This window comes from Lentilactobacillus kribbianus (assembly GCF_013184075.1).
Taxonomy (GTDB): domain Bacteria; phylum Bacillota; class Bacilli; order Lactobacillales; family Lactobacillaceae; genus Lentilactobacillus; species Lentilactobacillus kribbianus.
This window is the reverse complement of sequence record NZ_JABEQQ010000001.1, coordinates 830,527-849,538: the sequence shown is the minus strand read 5'-3', so window position 1 is coordinate 849,538 and position 19,012 is coordinate 830,527. Positions and strand designations below refer to the sequence as shown.

The 19,012-nt window shown below is 38.8% G+C and carries 16 protein-coding genes, 1 rRNA gene and 1 other annotated feature (1 of these 18 cut by a window edge); of the genes, 6 read left to right on the top strand and 11 right to left on the bottom strand.

Features of this window, described 5'->3' with window-relative positions; genetic code table 11:
• Together HII32_RS04280 and tyrS are read right to left on the bottom strand one after the other, a co-directional pair.
• Nucleotides 1–353 (bottom strand): 16S ribosomal RNA (locus HII32_RS04280); it reaches 1,259 nt to the left of the window's first position.
• A 345-nt stretch (nt 354–698) separates the two neighbouring features.
• Nucleotides 699–1,955: a tyrosine--tRNA ligase gene (tyrS, locus tag HII32_RS04275; RefSeq protein ID WP_172188608.1), complete on the bottom strand. Its 1,257-nt coding sequence runs from the start codon at nt 1,953–1,955 to the stop codon at nt 699–701.
• A gap of 45 nt (nt 1,956–2,000) precedes the next feature.
• Nucleotides 2,001–2,200 (bottom strand) — a binding site (T-box leader).
• A 139-nt stretch (nt 2,201–2,339) separates the two neighbouring features.
• On the opposite strand from tyrS, the gene spxB reads away from it, so the two are divergent.
• A complete protein-coding gene (gene spxB / locus HII32_RS04270; protein WP_172188607.1) occupies nt 2,340–4,088 on the top strand; it encodes a pyruvate oxidase in 1,749 nt (582 codons plus the stop codon).
• A gap of 53 nt (nt 4,089–4,141) precedes the next feature.
• Nucleotides 4,142–4,342: a hypothetical protein gene (locus HII32_RS04265; protein WP_172188606.1), complete on the top strand. Its 201-nt coding sequence runs from the start codon at nt 4,142–4,144 to the stop codon at nt 4,340–4,342.
• A gap of 52 nt (nt 4,343–4,394) precedes the next feature.
• On the opposite strand, the gene HII32_RS04260 is transcribed toward HII32_RS04265, so the two are convergent.
• From HII32_RS04260 to HII32_RS04250, 3 genes are all read right to left on the bottom strand, one after another.
• The gene (locus tag HII32_RS04260) at nt 4,395–5,747 is read right to left on the bottom strand and encodes a GH25 family lysozyme (protein WP_172188605.1); all 1,353 of its coding nucleotides are present in this window, start codon (nt 5,745–5,747) and stop codon (nt 4,395–4,397) included.
• Nucleotides 5,748–5,773: 26 nt separating this feature from the next.
• Nucleotides 5,774–6,562, bottom strand: a complete 789-nt coding sequence (locus HII32_RS04255) for a C40 family peptidase (RefSeq protein WP_246224818.1) — start codon at nt 6,560–6,562, stop codon at nt 5,774–5,776.
• 256 nt (nt 6,563–6,818) lie between these two features.
• Complete coding sequence (locus HII32_RS04250) at nt 6,819–8,033, bottom strand: MFS transporter (protein ID WP_246224817.1); 1,215 nt, start codon at nt 8,031–8,033, stop codon at nt 6,819–6,821.
• Between the two features lie 141 nt (nt 8,034–8,174).
• On the opposite strand from HII32_RS04250, the gene HII32_RS04245 reads away from it, so the two are divergent.
• Together HII32_RS04245 and murI are read left to right on the top strand one after the other, a co-directional pair.
• Nucleotides 8,175–10,172, top strand: a complete 1,998-nt coding sequence (locus HII32_RS04245) for a cation:proton antiporter (protein WP_172188603.1) — start codon at nt 8,175–8,177, stop codon at nt 10,170–10,172.
• A 63-nt stretch (nt 10,173–10,235) separates the two neighbouring features.
• Nucleotides 10,236–11,030 (top strand): glutamate racemase, encoded by a 795-nt coding sequence (murI, locus tag HII32_RS04240; RefSeq protein WP_172188602.1) that lies wholly within the window; start codon nt 10,236–10,238, stop codon nt 11,028–11,030.
• Nucleotides 11,031–11,071: 41 nt separating this feature from the next.
• Here murI and HII32_RS04235 read toward each other — a convergent pair whose 3' ends face one another.
• The 3 genes from HII32_RS04235 to HII32_RS04225 form a co-directional block, all read right to left on the bottom strand.
• Nucleotides 11,072–11,770 carry a VIT1/CCC1 transporter family protein gene (locus tag HII32_RS04235; RefSeq protein ID WP_246224816.1) on the bottom strand — a complete coding sequence of 233 codons (699 nt, stop codon included), beginning with the start codon at nt 11,768–11,770 and terminating at the stop codon, nt 11,072–11,074.
• Nucleotides 11,771–11,785: 15 nt separating this feature from the next.
• Complete coding sequence (locus HII32_RS04230; protein WP_172188601.1) at nt 11,786–12,463, bottom strand: VIT1/CCC1 transporter family protein; 678 nt, start codon at nt 12,461–12,463, stop codon at nt 11,786–11,788.
• A 123-nt stretch (nt 12,464–12,586) separates the two neighbouring features.
• Entirely contained in the window at nt 12,587–13,060 is a 474-nt protein-coding gene (locus HII32_RS04225; protein ID WP_172188600.1) for a MarR family winged helix-turn-helix transcriptional regulator, read from the bottom strand.
• A 90-nt stretch (nt 13,061–13,150) separates the two neighbouring features.
• Between HII32_RS04225 and HII32_RS04220 the strand changes: the two genes are divergently transcribed.
• Together HII32_RS04220 and HII32_RS04215 are read left to right on the top strand one after the other, a co-directional pair.
• Nucleotides 13,151–13,741, top strand: a complete 591-nt coding sequence (locus tag HII32_RS04220) for an NAD(P)H-dependent oxidoreductase (RefSeq protein ID WP_172188599.1) — start codon at nt 13,151–13,153, stop codon at nt 13,739–13,741.
• A 139-nt stretch (nt 13,742–13,880) separates the two neighbouring features.
• On the top strand, nt 13,881–15,053 hold the full coding sequence (locus HII32_RS04215) for an iron-containing alcohol dehydrogenase (RefSeq protein WP_172188598.1): 1,173 nt from the start codon (nt 13,881–13,883) through the stop codon (nt 15,051–15,053).
• A 127-nt stretch (nt 15,054–15,180) separates the two neighbouring features.
• Here the strand turns inward: HII32_RS04215 and HII32_RS04210 are convergent, their stop codons facing one another.
• From HII32_RS04210 to HII32_RS04200, 3 genes are all read right to left on the bottom strand, one after another.
• Nucleotides 15,181–16,881, bottom strand: coding sequence for a bacterial Ig-like domain-containing protein (locus HII32_RS04210; protein WP_172188597.1), 1,701 nt, complete (start codon nt 16,879–16,881; stop codon nt 15,181–15,183).
• Between the two features lie 243 nt (nt 16,882–17,124).
• Nucleotides 17,125–18,231, bottom strand: coding sequence for a lactate oxidase (locus tag HII32_RS04205; RefSeq protein WP_172188596.1), 1,107 nt, complete (start codon nt 18,229–18,231; stop codon nt 17,125–17,127).
• 162 nt (nt 18,232–18,393) lie between these two features.
• On the bottom strand, nt 18,394–18,969 hold the full coding sequence (locus HII32_RS04200; RefSeq protein ID WP_172188595.1) for a matrixin family metalloprotease: 576 nt from the start codon (nt 18,967–18,969) through the stop codon (nt 18,394–18,396).
• Between the last annotated feature and the right edge of the window lie 43 nt (nt 18,970–19,012).

Sequence of the window (19,012 nt, the reverse complement as noted above, 5' to 3'; positions counted from 1 at the left end):
TCCCAATGTGGCCGATTACCCTCTCAGGTCGGCTACGTATCATTGCCTTGGTGAGCCGTTACCTCACCAACTAGCTAATACGCCGCGGGTCCATCCATAAGTGATAGCCGAAACCATCTTTCAAACTCAAACCATGCGGTTTGAGTTGTTATACGGTATTAGCACCTGTTTCCAAGTGTTATCCCCTGCTTATGGGCAGGTTACCCACGTGTTACTCACCAGTTCGCCACTCGTCTCAATGTGAAATCTCTTTGGTGCAAGCACCGCCAATCATTCACCAAGACGCGTTCGACTTGCATGTATTAGGCACGCCGCCAGCGTTCGTCCTGAGCCAGGATCAAACTCTCAGTTTTAAACTGAGCTGTTTGTAAGCTCATTATTTTTTGATTCATTTACTAGCGAATTGACTTCGCAAATGTTTTGGTCTTGATTTAAAATCAAGACGCCCAGCACATTTGTTTAATCGAAATTTTGTTCAGTTTTCAAAGGTCTACCTTGTTGATCGGAACTTGTTAGCTCCTTGCGACAACTACTTAATAATATCACCAATCAAGTAATCCGTCAACTACTTTTTTTAAATTCTTTTTTTCGTTGATGGCTTTTTGTTTCTCTCAATCAGCAACGTATACAAATATACCAAGGATTCTTCATCCTGTCAACAAAAAAAGCAAATCAATTTAATGATTTGCTTTTTTTCTTTATTTAACACGTGCTAAGAAGTATTTTTTCTTACCACGACGCACAATTACGAACTTACCATCAAAGTGGTCTAGTGGGTTAATCACTGCATCTGTATCAGTTACTTTTTCCCCATTAATCCGAACAGCTCCATTATTAATGTCTTCTCTAGCTTGGCGACGTGACTTCTCAATACCGGTCACATCCACCAACCATTCAACGATATTAACTTCATCACTAGAAACTTCAACTGTTGGCATGTTCTTAAAACCTTGTTCAATTTCAGTGGCTGTTAGTTTAGAAACGTCTCCTGAAAATAAAGCGGCCGAAATATGCTCTGCTTCAGCCACTGCCTGTTCACCATGAACAAACTTGGTAACTTCTTCAGCTAAGCGGCGTTGTGCAGCTCGTTTTTCTGGTTCATTCTTTACTTGTTCTTCTAAATCATCAATTTCAGCTTGAGTTAAGAAAGTAAAGTACTTGAGATACTTAATGACATCTCGATCATCTTGATTCAACCAGAATTGATAGAATTCGTAGGGAGTTGTCTTTTCAGGATCCAACCAAACTGCTCCACCAGCAGTCTTACCAAACTTAGTACCATCCGCTTTAAGCATCAATGGAATAGTTAATCCATAAACGCTAGCATTGGGGCCTTCAATTTTATGGATTAAATCGATACCAGCGGTAATATTGCCCCATTGATCGGCGCCACCTAATTGAACTTGAACATCATTTGCCCGATATAGATGAAGAAAATCAATTGATTGCAAAATTTGATAAGTAAATTCGGTAAAGGAAATCCCTACTTCTAATCGACTAGCAACCACTTCTTTGTTAAGCATAGTATTAACATTAAAGAACTTACCGTAATCACGCAAGAAATCTAACAATGAAAGTTTAGATAGCCAATCATAGTTATTTACAATTTCAAAATCACCATCAGCGCCAAATAATTCAGTTAACTGCTTAGTTAAAGCCTGTTCATTGTGATGCACTTGATCCATAGTTTGAAGTACTCGTTCTGACTTCTTACCACTAGGATCACCAATTGAACCAGTTCCGCCACCAATAACAATCACTGGTTTATTACCGGCCAATTGAAATCTCTTTAAAATCATAAATGGAATCAAGTGCCCAATATGCATACTATCTCCCGTAGGATCAATTCCCACGTAAATACCGACTGATTTGTCGTTAACTAATTCATTCAAGCCATCATGATCAGTTTCTTGGTTAATGGCGCCACGCCATTTTAGATCGTCCAAAATGTTCATCTATGTTTCCTCCTAAATTAAAAAAGTCCCCAACATCAAAATGATGTTAGGGACGAAATTTTCCGCGTTACCACCCAGGTTATTATCAATTAATTAATAGATAATCTCTTAGTTCATTGATAACGAAATGACCCGAATGTGATTGCTCCCAAACTGTAATTTCACTGACTACTTCGGTTAACTCGCAGTTACCGTTAACTTTCTTTTTCCCATAGTTAGTTACTGAATTTGTTCATCGCAATCTGATGGTTTTATCTTACCGAGTGCCACCACAAAAGTCAATCAAGTTTCAAGTCATTTTCGTTGTTACTAATTAATAGTTAGACTAAAATGAAATCACATTTGAAAGCAGTTTCTATTATTAAATTAGAGGGGGAATTTTTGATGACCGAAACAATTAATTCAGGAGTTGCAATGTTACAAACTATGGAAAGTTGGGGGATTGATCATCTATACGGCTTACCTGGTGGGACGGTTAATAATATTATGTACGCCTTAGATGCTGAAAAAGATCGCATCAAATTCATCCATGTGCGTCACGAAGAAGTTGGGGCTATGGCTGCTAGTGCCGATTATAAAATCGGGGGACAAATTGGTGTGGCAATCGGTTCAGCCGGGCCGGGTGCTACTCATTTAATGCAAGGAATCTACGACGCCAAGATGGATAAGGTGCCGGCTTTATTTCTCGTGGGTCAATCACCTCAAGCCGACATGAACATGGACGCCTTTCAAGAACTAGACGAAGATCCAATGTTTCAAGATGGTGCCGTCTACGCTCGCACGGTTACTACCGCTGAGAGTCTTCCCCATGTTATTGACGAGGCCATCCGCCGCGCTTATGCCTATCACGGTCCAGCCGTCATTATCATTCCTAACGACTTGGCCGGTAAAGAAATTCCTGCTGACGGTTACTACAGTGCCGCTAATGCTCATCGTTTCAATCAGTTACAAGCACCAGAAGATGATCAAATTATTGCGGCCCTCGATTTAATTAAGCAGGCTCAACATCCCGTTATCTTTGCAGGTATCGGCATTCAAGACCATGCTGATCAAACAATGGAATTAGCTCAAAAATTGCAGATGCCCATCGTGCATTCAGCTATTGCCCGTGATATTATTCCAACTGATTTTGAAGCCAACCTAGGTTCATCTATGCGAGTAGCCACGAAACCAGCTAATGAAGCAATGGCCCAAACTGATTTAATTTTAATGCTGGGTTCCAACATGCCATTCAGTCATAAAGAGTTCCCTAAAAACGCAAAGGTTATCCAAATCGATACTAATTCTGCTAACCTAGGCAAACGTCATCACGTGGATGTCGCTATTTTAAGTGACGCTGGCGAAGCACTAGCTAAACTATTAAAGCTAAGTGAACCACAACCTGATAGTGACTGGTATCAAGCTAATGTCGCAAATAATAAGAACTGGTGGCAATACTTAGATTCATTAATGAACCGGACCACTAATCCGATGCGAGTAGAACCAGCCTTTAAACAAATTAATCGAATTGCTCAACCAGATGCTATTTTCTCAGTGGATGTAGGTCAAGTAGATCAAAATTCAGTACGAATGCTTCATATGAATGGTCAAAAACGTTGGTTTACTTCCGGTTTATTTGCCACCATGGGCTTTGGGCTTCCCGGTGCTATTGCCGCTAGCTTACAATATCCCGGTCGCCAAGTATTTAATCTAGCTGGTGACGGTGCCCTTTCAATGGTTATGCAAGACCTTGATACCGAAAAGCGTTACCATTTACCAATTATCAACGTTGTATTTAGCAACGATGTTTTGGGCTTTATCCAAGATGAGCAAGAAGACGAAAACCATGAATTCTTTGGAATTAGCTTAGATAGTATGGATTTTGCCAAAATCGCTGAAGCACAGGGGGTCACCGGAATTGATGTGACCGATGTTAAAGATTTGGTTGCTGCTTTTGACAAAGCCAACGAAATTGCTGCAATGGGCGAACCCGTTTTGATCAATATTCATGCCGTTGATCAACGACCAATTCCAGTAGAACACTTGCAATTAGATCCAGCACAGTTCAGTAACGAGCAAATCCAAGCCTTCAAGCAACGTTATTTGGCAGAAGACCTTCAGCCATTAAGTTATTTCTTGAATCAATCTAAGTAGGATTAACGTCATCAGCTCAATCTGCTATAATAACGCAGAAAGGACTGAAAAATATGGGATTCTCACCAAAATTAATTTTTGCTGATATTTGCTTAATTTTATCAATTGCCATCGCTTGGTATATTCAATCGCAAAATCCAGCTGAAAACGTACAAATCGGTTTAATCATTTTAGCTAGTATTTTTCTAGCTATTTCACTAATAATTAACCTCGTTAATGCTCACCAAAAGAAAAAGGAAAATCAAAATCGTTAGTTAAAATAAAAAAGATCACCTTGATTGATTTCAAGGTGATCTTTTTTATTGATTATCCAATTACGTCAACTGAACCTTTGTAAATCCAGCCCACTAATTTACCTTTGTAGTAACAACGATAATATGGTGTCTTCCAGCCGTATTTAACTCCTTGACTGTTAACAGTTAAGGTCTTGCCAGCATATGCTGAACCTTTGCTAGTTCGTTTAACCGTATATTTACTGTCAGTCACATGGTTGTAGAAGTTAGAAGCAGGGTTAGCTTTTACCTTCACTTTTAAATTAACGTCTTTGTAATTAATCTTAGTGGCTAAAGCATTGCTGTTAATCCAGCCAATGTTCTTGCCTTTATAATATGATCGGTAATACGTCACTCCTGAGCCGTCTTTAGCCGTACTCATTGAGTTAACTGTAATATTTTTACCGGCATATGCACTACCATTATTCTTTCGAGTATAAGCATAAACGCCGTTACCAGGAACGTGATTAAAGAAATCGTAGCCTGGTTTGTTCTTAATAGTAAATTCCTTTTTAACCGTTGTGTAATTAACGTTAGCGGTTGGCTTAGGCTTAGATTCATTGTTTGAGTTTGAGTTTGAACCAGAATTAGATGAGCCATTATCATTACCAGAATTAGTTGAACCACTTAAGAACCAAGAACTGTCCTTGCTGCTAGAAATACTTGCATCAACTGATTGACCAAGCGCATTGGAGTAATAAGAATCAGTATATTGCCAAAGCACATGCGATGCGTTGGTTGGTTCATTATTTTGATAAGCAGCTAACCAAAAACCATCATAATCATTCACCGCTTTAGAAGCGTGTAACGTCATGAAATAGTAGTAAGAGTAAAGCAATACTTTACGATTACCAGCTAGTGGCTTAATGGTGTTATACCAATTAGTGGCTGCCGTATTGGTGTTACCACTAGAAGTTTGATCTTCGTAATCATTAACGTAAAACTTAGCTTCTGGTGCTCGTTTATACAAGTCTCTGGCTTCAGTCTTAGCATCACTTGGTGAGCTATATTGACTAAATGAGTAAACACCATAAGGGACGTTATACTTCTTCATCAAAGCCACGTTGTGATCAAAAGTGCGATCATAGTAATCACTACCATATTGAACTCGTAAGATTACAAACGGTGTTTGGCCCTTTAATTTCTTAACTTGGCTATCGGTAAAATTACCTTGCCATTCTGAAAGATCAGGCACTGAGTTAGCATACTTAATGCTAGAGCGACTTTTGGCAAAAGCATTGTACTGTTTAACTGGGTAACTAGAACCCATCGTCCCTGCTGGTTTTTCGCTAAGAGTCGTAGCGGCATCAGCACTCATTTGTACTCCCGCTACCATCCCGGTCACTGCAGCTAAACCAAAAACAACTTTTCCTAAACTAATTCTCATTATTTATTTTTATCCCCCAATTAGGTCTATTGAACAAGGTTAGTTGGTCGTGAATAACCAACTTTATTCCACCAAGGTGCATTAATTTTTTCAATAATAACCCCGTAGTTTTGAGCATCAATCATATTACCATTACCAATGTTGATTCCAACGTGAGTAATGTTATTTTTACTGGTACCAAAGTATACTAAATCGCCTTTTTGCGTATCGGCGGTAGCAACCTTTTCAGTACTATTGTACTGGGCTTGAGCAGTTCTAGCAAGGTTTTGCTTAATTGAGTGCTTATAAACGTATTGAGTATAACCAGAGCAATCAAAACCAGCTGGCGTAGTTCCCCCATATACGTAAGGAGTACCAATATATTTTTTAGCAGTTTCATAAACCTTGTCAAAGCTATTTGAAGCTGGAGATGATGGTACTGATGGTGTAACGGCAGTGCCTTTAGCCTTCAAATAACCGCTCCAAATCCAACCACTAACATCGCCATGACCGTTAGTTACAAAATAGTAAAGACCGCTACCTTTACCTGCAGGTGTGATAACCGCTGATTTAGTTGCTACCCAAGTGGTGTTTGGGTAGTTCTTCAAGTAATGGGTCTTTTTACCCCAACTAGTAAACGTTGCTTTAGTAGTATCAATGTTATAAGTCCAGCCTTTAGTAGCCTTCTTAACATATTCTGTTCTAGTAATATCTTTTAAATTTGAGATTGTCATAGTAGTGCTGGCGTCAGCATCTAACGCTGCAAATGAAGCACCGATAGCCAAGCCTGAGATTGCGAGTCCGAGAAGTGTTAGTTTATGTAAACGATTTTTCAAAATATTTCCTCCAAAACCTAACTTTAATATTTCTTTAAGTATATAGGCCATTTACTACGGGAACAGTTCAAAAAAATGTCAAAAAGGTAAAGAATTATTACATAACTTCCGTCTTATTAATAGCTTCAACATCTGGTATTAAGCCAAACACTGTTTAAAATTATTACAAGTGTTACAAAATCATCTTTGATTGTAATGTTTTTCTGGAGCTTTATAATTCTTAAAATTATTTTTATAACTTTTTAATTCTAATCGCTTAAACTTTATTCTTTTCACTACGATAAGCAATACCGACTACTCCCAAATTAATTAGTACCAACATAGTCGTCATTAAAAAGACATATCGGTAATCTAAAATGCCGGCAACCGCTGAAGCTAGCATCGGTCCAATCACTGAACCTACTGCTTGAGCCGACTGATTGTAACTAAAGATACGACTAATCGCATCCGCTGGTGTATTTAACATCGTCACTGTTTGGGTAATTGGCAGTAATGCAGCATCAGCAATGCCGACAAAGAAACGTAAAATACCTAAAACCACCACGGAGGTCGTAAAGAACATTGGGAAAAAGACCGCCGCAGATAATACTAAACCACTGACTAATACTTTTTCCGGACCGATATGATCCCCCAAAGCACCTAAGCGAGAAGCAGTTAATAACGTAGCAATTCCTGGCAAAGCAGCAATCACCCCACTAACAAAAGCAATATTTCCCTGATTATGCATCAATTCCCTAACAAATAAGCTCAGAATTGGATTAATTGAATTGGTCGCCGCTTGAATAAGCATGGATGAAATGATCATCGCCCATACAATAGCCACATTTTGAATACCGGCAAACGCACTTTGATGTTCTTTAGTGTTAGTTTCAACTGGTTGAAAGTTTTCTTTAACCCCAAAGTAAGTAACTACCGTGGCCACAAACATTAAAAAGCCAAAAATAAAGAACGGTACCCGATAGCCCCATACACCGGCAATCACCCCACCAAAGATTGGTCCAATCAACTGACCACCAACGGCGCCGGTGGTTAATTGGCCCATCGTTTTGCCACTTTCATCACTGGGAACTTCACTAGCAATTAAGGCATAGGCGTTATTGATGTATCCAGAAAACATCCCTTGAATTAAGCGTAACGCAATCAACATCCAAACCGTGGTGGAAAATCCTGTCAAAGTAGCTGTCACGGTCATGCCTAAACTGGCCCGTAGTAACATTGGTTTTCTACCAGTTCTGTCGGCCAAACGTCCCCACATCGGTGATACAATGGCTTGACTCAAAAAGGTCACCGCATACGCCAACCCTGCATAAAGAGTCAGCTCCCACTTAGGATAATGTCCCATCGTACTAATAAATAGCGGTAAAAATGGCATACTCATACTAAAGCCCGAACCAGTCGCAAAATTACCAATCCACAACGATACCAGATTTTTTTGCCACTGGGGTTTTTGCTTTTTTGTTTTACCCGTCAATTTTAATCGCCTCTCAATTTTCTCTTCTATATAAATATTATAAAACCTAGTGTCAAGTTCGCCAGTACTAGTCAGCATTTACTGGATTTAATGGTAACAGGTATAATATTAGTAACAAATCAGAATTAGGGAGAAGAAATTATGAACACGACTTTTTTCGTATTATTTCTATTATTAGTAGTGGTAGCATCCAACGTTATCAGTAACCATTTAAAATGGCTACCATTACCCATGCTCTACATTATTGGTGGGGCTTTACTAGCTCTAATTCCACTCTATCGAAATTATTTGTTTAATCCTACTATTTTTATGTTCTTAGTGGTTACCCCCATTCTTTATAATGATGCGCAAAATGCATCACGTTATTGGATTGGTCGGGGAGCCATTAATATTTTTTCACTATCGATTATGCTAGTAGTAACCACTGTTTTAGTGGTGGGAGGATTACTACACAGTATTTTTTCGGTCCTACCACTAGCTTTAGCCTTTGCATTATGCGCTATTGTAACCCCGACCGATGCTTCGGCCGTTAGTGCCTTTTCGAATCCCAATCCTAAATTTCAAATTCCTTTTATCATCTTAAACAACGAATCACTATTTAATGATGCCACCGGTTTTGTGGCCTTTGATTTAGCAATTGGTTTGTTTTTAGCCGGTGCGGTGACCATTCACCACGCGTTAGCGTTGTTTTTACTAGAGTTTGTCGGTGGTCTTTTACTGGGCTCTTTCATCGGTTGGATTTTTCATCGAATTCGCTCCCTATTAATTCGTAGTCAAGACGATGAACCCTTAGTAATGATGGTGCTTGAATTAACGGTTCCCTTCATAGTTTATTATTTAGCTGAACGCTTAGAACTATCCGGAATTTTAGCCGTAGTAGCTGCGGGCTTAGTTCAAGGTGTTGAAAACGATAATTTGCGGTTTGTGTCGAGTCGGATGCAAATAGTGCGTACTAGTGTTTGGGAAATCATCGATAATTCCTTAACCGGTATTATCTTTGTTCTATTAGGGATTTCACTTCCTACAATTGCTTATCAAATCGGCAATGCTAACCATTTAACCTTGTTAATTGCCATTGCCATCAGCTTATACGTCCTCAAATTCATAATTCGTTTGTTTTGGAGTCGTTACCTTGTGTGGATGCATATTAAAAGTCAGCATCGCTGGCAAGATAGTTGGTTAATGGCCGTTAGTGGTGCTAGTGGAACGATTTCTTTATCCTTAGCATTTTTAATTCCTAATCAAATTCATCCTAATCAGTGGATTACCCGCAACTCTTTGATTTTTATCGTTGGCGTAACTATTTTGATTAGTTTAATTGTGGCAGCCATCGTGGTTCCTATCCTGACTAAACCAGAATCCAGTAGTAGCTTCAAGCCTAAACATAATTGGCGTCGTGAAATGATCATGGTAGCCATTAATCAACTAAAACAGCAAGCGGCTAACCATCCGGCTGAAGTTCAAGTTGTCACGGACGCACTCAGTCAACAATTACACCAGCATCGGCGCATTGCTCACCGTAAGCTACAACAGATTTACCGTTATGCTTATGAAGCTGAAATTCAAGCCATCCAAGAGTTAGAGGCCAACCACCAAATTACTGCCGATGAATCTTATTACTATCAGGAATTTTTAACCCTGAGTCTTTATACCTTAAACAACAATCCCTTTAAAAACCTCTGGCTAAGACTTAAATTTGGCATTCACGTTGGTCATTTATTTAAGAGTCTGGCTGAAACTCAAAACACCTTCTTAACTTCACCCATTATTGCGGAACAATATTATTGGCAACGCGCCTTTGAGCATCATCACGAACAAATTATTCCCCTGGAAACGGCAGGATATCAGGCCGTTAATCAGGCACTCAAAAAATATCGACATCAATATCATGATTCAGTAGAATTACATGAAGCTAGACGTTACTATCACCAAAGGCACCGACGAATGGCTCTAGCAGCTCCCGATGCTAAAGTCTTATACGAACTGTTTTTAAGTGCTTTTCACAGTGAATATGAATTTCTGCAACAAAATCTTCAAAATGATAAATTAAACATTAACGTTGCTCAGCAATTGCAACAAAAAATTGTATTTGATGAATTAGCTTACTTGCAAAATAGCGATGCTTTCGCTCCCCATTAAATGGCAGCTTTAGTAATTTGTGCTATACTATAGGCTACAGAATTTCGAAATGGAGATGGAAAAATGTCTGATAATCGTCCAATTGGAGTCTTTGATTCCGGTATCGGGGGTCTATCGACCACTCGTACAATGGCTACCATCATGCCACATGAATCATTTGTTTTCTTAGGAGATTCTAAAAACGCCCCTTATGGCGACCAAGAACAACCAACAATCCTCAACTATTCCCGAAATAACGTGGAGTTCTTGTTAAAGAAAAACGTCAAAGCAATCGTTATTGCCTGTAATACTGCTACCAGTGCTGCTAAAGCACAACTGGTTAATGAGTTTCCCGAAATTCCAATTATCGGGATTGAACCAGCCTTAAAACCAGCCGTAGTCCAAGGTAATCAACATATTTTAGTGTTAAGTACCGCTTTGACCATGAAATTACCGAAATTTCAAACTCAATACCAAAAATACCAAGCTCATACTGATATCTTATTGAGACCACTACCTGGTTTAGTCGATATCATCGAAACCGGCGTCATTGAAGGTCCCCAAATTGATCAATTTGCAGTTGATAATTTACTATCCTTTGAGGACAAAGGTGTAGATAGTATTGTGTTAGGCTGTACTCATTATCCATTTGTTCGTAATAGTTTTGCCAAATTATTCCCTAACGTTCAATTTTATGATGGCTTTGATGGCGTTTCTAAGCGCGTTATTAGCTTATTATCTCAAGCAGATTTGTTGGCTGAAAATACTCATAAACAAACCATTGATTTTTACAGTACCGAAGATACTCCTACAGAAATCAATCGTTACCAAAGTTTATTCGATCGTTATCAAGTATTACCATCTGATCTAGTTATTTAAATAAAAAGGCTAACAGTCTATGACTGTTAGCCTTTTTTTGTTTAAAATAATTTACCAATACCATAGTGAATAATCATGGTTACAATACCGACAATCACGTTTCGAATGACCGCAGTTTTAACGTTTCCTTTACCTAACTTGGCACTTAAATAACCAGTTAAAGCTACTGACACCGTTACTGCTAAAATAGTGCTCAACCATTTATATGGGTCCGGCGCAAAGGTCATGGCTAACAATGGAAACAAGCCCCCGGCAGCGGCCGCAAACATTGATGAAAAGGCCGCATCCCATGGGTTCATATAATGTCCCAATTTAATGTCATACTTCACATCTACAATCGTTTCTAGTGGCTTTTTAGCCATCAAATCTTGAGCAATGGCGAGTGCGGTGGCCGCAGTCACTCCTCGCTCTTGATAATATTGTTGCACTGCCTCAATTTCACCATCATAATCACTACGCAGCAATTGGGCTTCTTTATCAACGGCTGAAACTTCTGAATCCTTTTGGGTACTAACCGAAGCATATTCCCCTGCTGCCATTGAAAAAGCGCAAGCTAACAAATCCGACAATCCCGCAATAAATATCGTGAAATCATTCGTGGTAGCGGCGGCAACACTAAACAACACCCCAACCACCGTTAAAATACCATCGTTAGAGCCTAAGACTCCAGCTCGCAAGGAATTTAATTTTTCTTCCATTGTTAGATGTTGTTTATGATCTTCTTTTTTTAAGGTTTCCATTGATTAATTCCTTTCTTAGGCAAATAATGAACCAATATAGTAGGTTACTAACATTGTTAGCAGTCCCGACACAACATTTCGAATAACACCACGTAACCGGTTAGACTTACTTAATACTGCTGCAAAATAACCGGTAAGCACTAGCGCTAATAAGACTGACACAATCGTGGCCACTACCCGCACGTTTTGAGGGAATAACCAAATTGCCAATAAAGGAAAAAACGAACCCGTAGGAAAAGCAATCATGGATGCAATCGCCGCGTCATAAGGACTAGTATACTCATGAGAATTAAAGCCGTAACGTTCACGCACTCCCGCTCCCAAAGCGTCCCCGGTCATCATTTCTTGTGTGGCTTTATGTGCTAAATTAGCATCCATGCCAGTACTTATGTATTTTTGTTCAATAAAATCAAACTCACCCTGATAATTATCTTTTAACGCTTGTTCCTCATTTTCCACCGCTTGTCTTTGAGCATCCTTTTGGGTATTAACGGAAACGTATTCCCCCATTGCCATCGATACTGTTCCAGCTAACATCCCTGCTAATCCCGAAACCAAAATGGCGAAACTGTTTGAGGTCGCCCCCGCTACCCCAACAACGATACCAGCAATGGAAATAATCCCATCATTGGCCCCCATAACTGCAGCTCGTAGGATATTAACTTTTTGTGCCAAGCTTTGTTTTTTCTTCATTAATTTAACTCCTCAATCTAGTTTAGAACGATTATCATCAAATAAAGATTACACTTTTTTATGTTTAATTGCAAATGTGATTTGGTTACTAAAAAAGCGCTGCCGAGTGGCAGTGCTTTTTATTTAATCCATTTGATTTAATTTGGTCAAAAATCTAGCCACAACACTTAAATCGTTAACTGAAAAATCGTTAAAAGCCGCTATCATTTTTTCTTTGTTCTGTTGATGAAATTCATTATGAAGTTGTACCAATTCCATCCCGTTTTCCGTTAATTTTACATAGGTATTCTTTCGATTATTATCTCGATGATATTTTTCAGCTAAATGCAAACGGACAAATTTAGTAATGACTTTAGAAATTGTGCCTTGTCGTAAATTTACAAAATTAGTTAGGTCACTCACCCGACTATCAGGATGCAAATCAATTAAGGTTAACAAATCCAAATCACTAATACTGAGCTTCTTAATAATAGCGGCATTATTCGTTGAAACTTGTTGTTGGTACCAATCAATGGTTTGTTGATCGATTTCTCGATTACGAAAACTTTGTAATTGCTGACTGATTGTCGTTGTTAGTGCATTAATTTGATCATTCATTTTATATTCCTCCGAATATATATTGACATTCTTTTTCTTACTGTTATTATATTCCGTGGAATATAAATAAACAAGCGAGGTCCTTAATTCATGAAAACCGTTATTGTTTTTGATCATCCTTATACTATTGCCGCTAGTCATAATCAACCTCATTTCCGAAGTTATAGTGCCGCCATCGCACAACACGCAGTTGATACTTTAACCCATCGAGGAGAAATTGTTGACGTGATTGATTTACATGCGGACCATTTTAACCCGGTGCTGACTGCAACTGAACTAACGAATTGGCGTACCAAACAAGTCGTAGATACCCAAGCCGAAAATTATTATCAACGCTTGGCGGCTGCCGATCAGATTATCTTTATCTTCCCGCTTTGGTGGGAAGTTACTCCAGCTATGACCAATGGTTTCTTAGATAAGGTCTTAAGTAAGCGTCACTATCAAGCTACCAGACCTAGATTATTGCCTAAAAAGCCACGGATCGTAGCCCTTACCACCGCTGGCACTCCCACGTCTCTTTATAAATGGATTTTTGGTAATCCAGTCACTAAAATGCTAAAACGTGGAACTTTTAACAAACTTGGTCTATACAATTATCACTGGTTAAACTCCACTCCCGAAAAGCAATCCGAAGCAAGTCGTACCAAGTCTTTAGCTAAAATAGATCGTATTATAAAATAGTTAATACCTTGTCATTAAAAGCCCTTTCATAAAAATGACTACCCTGGTATTGCATATTGCTTGTGAATTAATTATAATTAACCTTGTAAGTTGATTTAATTAAATTTTCTAGCCGTACAGGCAGAAAGAAGGATAATTCATGAGCGAACGTAGTTATGATTTTTTAATGCCTAGTGTCAATTTCTTTGGTCCTGGTGTCATTGCTCAAATTGGTGATCGTGCCAAAATGTTGGGAATGAAGAAGCCAGTAATTGTTACCGACAAATTCCTGGAGGGACTTAAAGATGGTGCTGTTCAACAAACATTGAAATCCCTTGATGCTGCAGGTGTTGATTATGTTGTTTACAACAATGTCGAACCCAATCCTAAAGTAAGAAATATCAAGGAAGTTAAAAAACTTTATGAAGAAAGCGGTGCTGATTCAATCATCACTGTTGGTGGTGGTTCTGCTCACGATACTGGTAAAGGGGCCGGAATTATCCTAACTAACGGCGACAATATTACTCAATTAGCCGGGATTGAAACTTTAGACAATCCCCTACCACCACTAATTGCCGTTAATACTACTGCCGGTACTGGTTCAGAATTAACTCGTCATGCGGTGATTACTAATGAAGAAACTCATCTTAAATTCGTGGTGGTTTCATGGAGAAACATTCCATTAGTATCATTTAACGATCCAACCTTGATGCTAGACGTGCCAGCTTCATTAACTGCTGCTACGGGAATGGATGCTTTCGTTCAAGCTATCGAACCTTACGTTTCAGTCGATCACAATCCAATCACTGATTCTCAATGTATTGAAGCCATTAAGTTAATCGAAAATAATCTTCGTGAAGCCTACGCTAATGGTCATAACTTAGAAGCCAGAACTCACATGGTGGAAGCTGAAATGCTAGCTGGGATGGCCTTTAACAACGCCAACTTAGGTTACGTTCACGCCATGGCTCACCAATTAGGTGGCCAATATGATGCTCCTCATGGTGTTTGTTGTGCCCTCTTGCTCCCTTACGTTGAACAATACAACTTGGTAGCTGATCCTAAACGATTTGCTGAATTAGCTGAATTCATGGGCGAAGATACCACTGGTCTTTCTACTCGTGATGCTGCTGAACTTTCAATTAAAGCAATGAAACAAATGTCACAAGACGTTGGTATTCCTAAGTCCATCAAAGAAATTGGTGCTAAGCCAGAAGATTTCCGCATGATGGCTGAAAATGCACTTAAAGATGGTAACGCTGCTTCTAACCCTCGTAAAGGTACTGTGGACGATATCGTTAATATTTTCCAAGCAGCTTATGACGCTAAATAATCATTAATTAAATAAATATCAGACCTAAAACAAAAAACTGTAATTCTGACTTTAATGTCAAAATTACAGTTTTTTTATTGTTAAAGTGAATTTATATTTGTTTCACTGATCAGCAATTTAATTATAATTAATTCTTCCGACGCTTAGTTGAGATACCAAAGACTCCCAATAATGACGCAATTGCTAATCCGATTACTGATAAAACAGAAACGTTAGCTTCATCTTCACCAGTTTGAGGTAAGGTGGCTTGAGCAGCATTAGCACTAGTTTCTTGAGCGTTACTTGTACCATTACCAGTTGCATTCATAGTACTACCATTACCGGTTGTAGTTTCATTAGAGCCAGTTTCAGTAGTATTACCACCGTTAGCATCAGAACCTGAGCCGGTATTAGTGCCACCATTATTGGTAGAACCATTACCAGTGTTACCAGAACCTTGGTTATCCGAACCACTACCAGTATTGTTGTTATCATCAGTACCAGTTCCGGGTTGGTTACCGTGGTTATTATCGCCACCGTTGTCACCAGGGTTAGTGGTATCATCAGTTGCTTTTACGGTTACAGTAACTGTTACTGACTTGTCGCCGTAAGTATAAGTAACATGATACTCACCTGGTTTACTAGTATCAACCGAGCCAGTTACCGTAACGTCACCAAAGGCAATGTCCTTGCCATCTGCATCCTTAGCTCCATCAAAGTTATCTGCCGGGTTCCAAGTGTCACCTTCTTTGATGGTACTGTCATGACCGCTGATGGACGATTGGTTGTTGTCACCGGGATTAGATGGATTAGTTGGGTCGGTAGGGTCGGTACCAGGGTTGGATGGATCGGTACCGGGGTTACTTGGAGTTTCTGTAGAATCATCACCCACTAGCTGAATATCTAAGTGATAAAATGAGCCATCATTTTCATGATTAGCATTTTGAAAATCAGCGTCAATGGCATCTAAAAGTTGTTGTAATGATGCTAAATCATCAACTCCAGTAATAATTCCATCGGGATACTTGGTTTTTAGTGTCTGAATTGCATCATATAATGGACTATCACTGGTAACAGTATTCATTAAATCAGCTAAACTACCCATATTTTCGCCATTATGGTAAATAATACTATTATTTAAATTAACCCCATATTTACCATTTTCAGTCACTTCTTGAGCCGATTCCCCAGTAACATCCTTAGTAGTTCCATCCGGATACTTAGCCGTTTTATCAATCGTAACCTCAGACTCGGCGGCAACTTCTGAATTTTTAGAATCCGTTGCCGGTTTATCATTATCAACCGCATTAGTATTGTTATTCACCGGTGTTTTAACTGAACTATTATCAGTTGCGACGCTATGAGTCTTGTCAGTAGTGCTTTGTTCTGCAACTTTATCAGTGGTATCCATTGCCGTGGTTGTATTTGTATCTTCATTAGAGGTTTCATCATCACTAGTCGTTGGTGTTACTTCTTTTGAAGCTTGATCTGTGATTGTTTTTGACGTTGATGCAGCCGTATCCGTATTATTACTGATAGCATTATCATTAATTGTTACCTTATTGCTATTTTCAGCATTAGCAGTGTTTGCCGCAGTAACTTCTGTGCTGGTTGAAGTATCGACTGCTGTGGTTGTTTGATTATCATCGTTATCCTCACTAGCCGTTACTGCCTTTGAAGTAACACTAGTAATAGTTGTCGTAGAGGTACTAGCATGGGCAGCACCCGTACTTAATGCCATTCCCCCACCTAATGCCATTACTGAAAGTCCCGCTACTAACCATGTTTTACCAGCCTTATACATTTTGAAGTGTACTTTGGTTGTATTAGGCATATTTTTCTTATTCATTAAAAATCCCCCATTTGATTTTAGCTAGACACTATTATATTTACTAGATTGTACATCACGTTAACAAAGATTACTAGATTTATTGATCGAAAAATTCATATAAAAAACTAAAATGGTTCATACTTTATCAATATTTTATTCATAATATCATCAGTCATTTTAAAATGCATTTTTAAAGATTCACTACCTTAATTATTCAAATTATACACAAAAAGACAACAGTTAAGTTGTCTTTTTTAATCATTAACTCAAATCAGCTAATTTAGTATTCTTTACATCTTCAATAGTTTGGGTACCAGCCAATTGCATCACAATTTGAAATTCTCGGTTAATCTCTGCCAAAGCATCTTCAACGCCAAGTTGCCCACCCAAAGCTAAAGCATATACGAATGGTCGCCCGATAGCTACTAAATCCGCACCGGTCGCTAGGGCCTTAAAGACATCTGAGCCATGGCGAATACCACTATCAAAAATAATCGGTACTCTTTTAGCAACTGCAACAGCAATTTCTGGTAAAACATCAAAGGATCCAGGGCCACCATTGAGTTGACGGCCACCATGATTGGAAACATAAATAGCAGCGGCGCCTGCGTCAATGGCTAATTCAGCATCTACTGGATTTTGAATTCCCTTAACAATAACTGGTAAATCCGTGTAATCAGCAATTTTTTTAATTTCATCTGGGCCAATTTTTTGTGCTGCGGCTGCATAAATAGCGGCAATTCCTTGTCCTTTACCCGCACCCTGACTCAATTTTTCTAAGTTGGCCATGGGAATTGGGAACTGAAAATTGTTAATAACATCAGCTTCTCGATAGCCGCCTAAAGTAGAATCTGCCGTTAAAATAATGGCTTTCATACCGTTTCGTTTAGCTTCATCTAATAATGATTTATTAAAATCATCATTTTTACTCATATATGGTTGGAAAAATTGTGGCGCTCCGTTACCAGCTTTCGCAAAATCAGCAATTGTAGCTGAGCCATAAGTACTAAGTGCCATCAAACCACCTGCCGCAGCAAAGGCTCGCGCGGTATCTTTTTCACTTTGTGAATTAGCCAATCCTTGCGCAGCTAATGGTGGCATCATGATCGGGGTTTTTAAGTCAATTCCCATAAAGTTGGTACTTATCTCTGGTTTTTCCACATCCGTTAATACTCGAGGATAAATTTGTTTATGCGTGAATGATTTACGATTTTGGCGTAAAGTCCATTCATCTTCCGAACCACCACTAATGTAGCCAAAGGCACCGGTAGGAATAATTTTTTGTGCTTCTGCTTCTAGTGATTCCAAATCCACTACTTTAATGTGCTTTTCGCGGTCACTTTGTTCATAACCATTCACCATTGTCATCGTATCATCATCTTCCTTTTGCTTATTATTTTTTATGCTATCACGGTTGAAACAAAATGATGACAATTAACACCTAGATTTATTTCCTACATGTCATTAATTATTGATAATAAAAAATCATTTTACTAACCGGTATATCGGGGTTAACAAAATGATTTCTTTTTAATATGTAATTTTATTATTAATCAGCCACTTAGCGCCATTAATATCTTCTCGTTGTATGGTTTGCTTGCGCGCCGCATAGTACATTACCGACTGATAATTGTTATTATGCGGCAAGCCAATGACGTGGCCTAATTCATGGACCATGACGTTGCGACGCTCTTGATATGAATAGTGGAGCTTTTTGACTTGTTTAATATTAAGCCGTACCTGATCATGAGAGATACCACGGCGATTGAAAAATCTTCTAGTCGTCCCCGTTACGTTTTTAGCTGACCAATTATACTTATTGACTGCTGATAATGTAATATCAGGCGTTTGATGTTTTTTTACCGGAACAAACACGTTACTTTTCTGCCCTTTGGTTTTCAATTCTTTATTCCAGGTATTAATCGCTTCTCGCCACATTTTCGTATAGTAGGGACTCTTTTGCTGAATTTCATAAGTAATCGGCATGGACTGAAATGTCAGTGCCATTCGTAAACTTTTTCTACTATAACTAGCACTAGCTACTATTGGATTAATGCCCATTAAAATCGTTACTACTAAAAATACCAATTGTTTTCCACGTCTCATCAACATAAACTCCCAACTATATTTTAAAACTATATATAGTAGC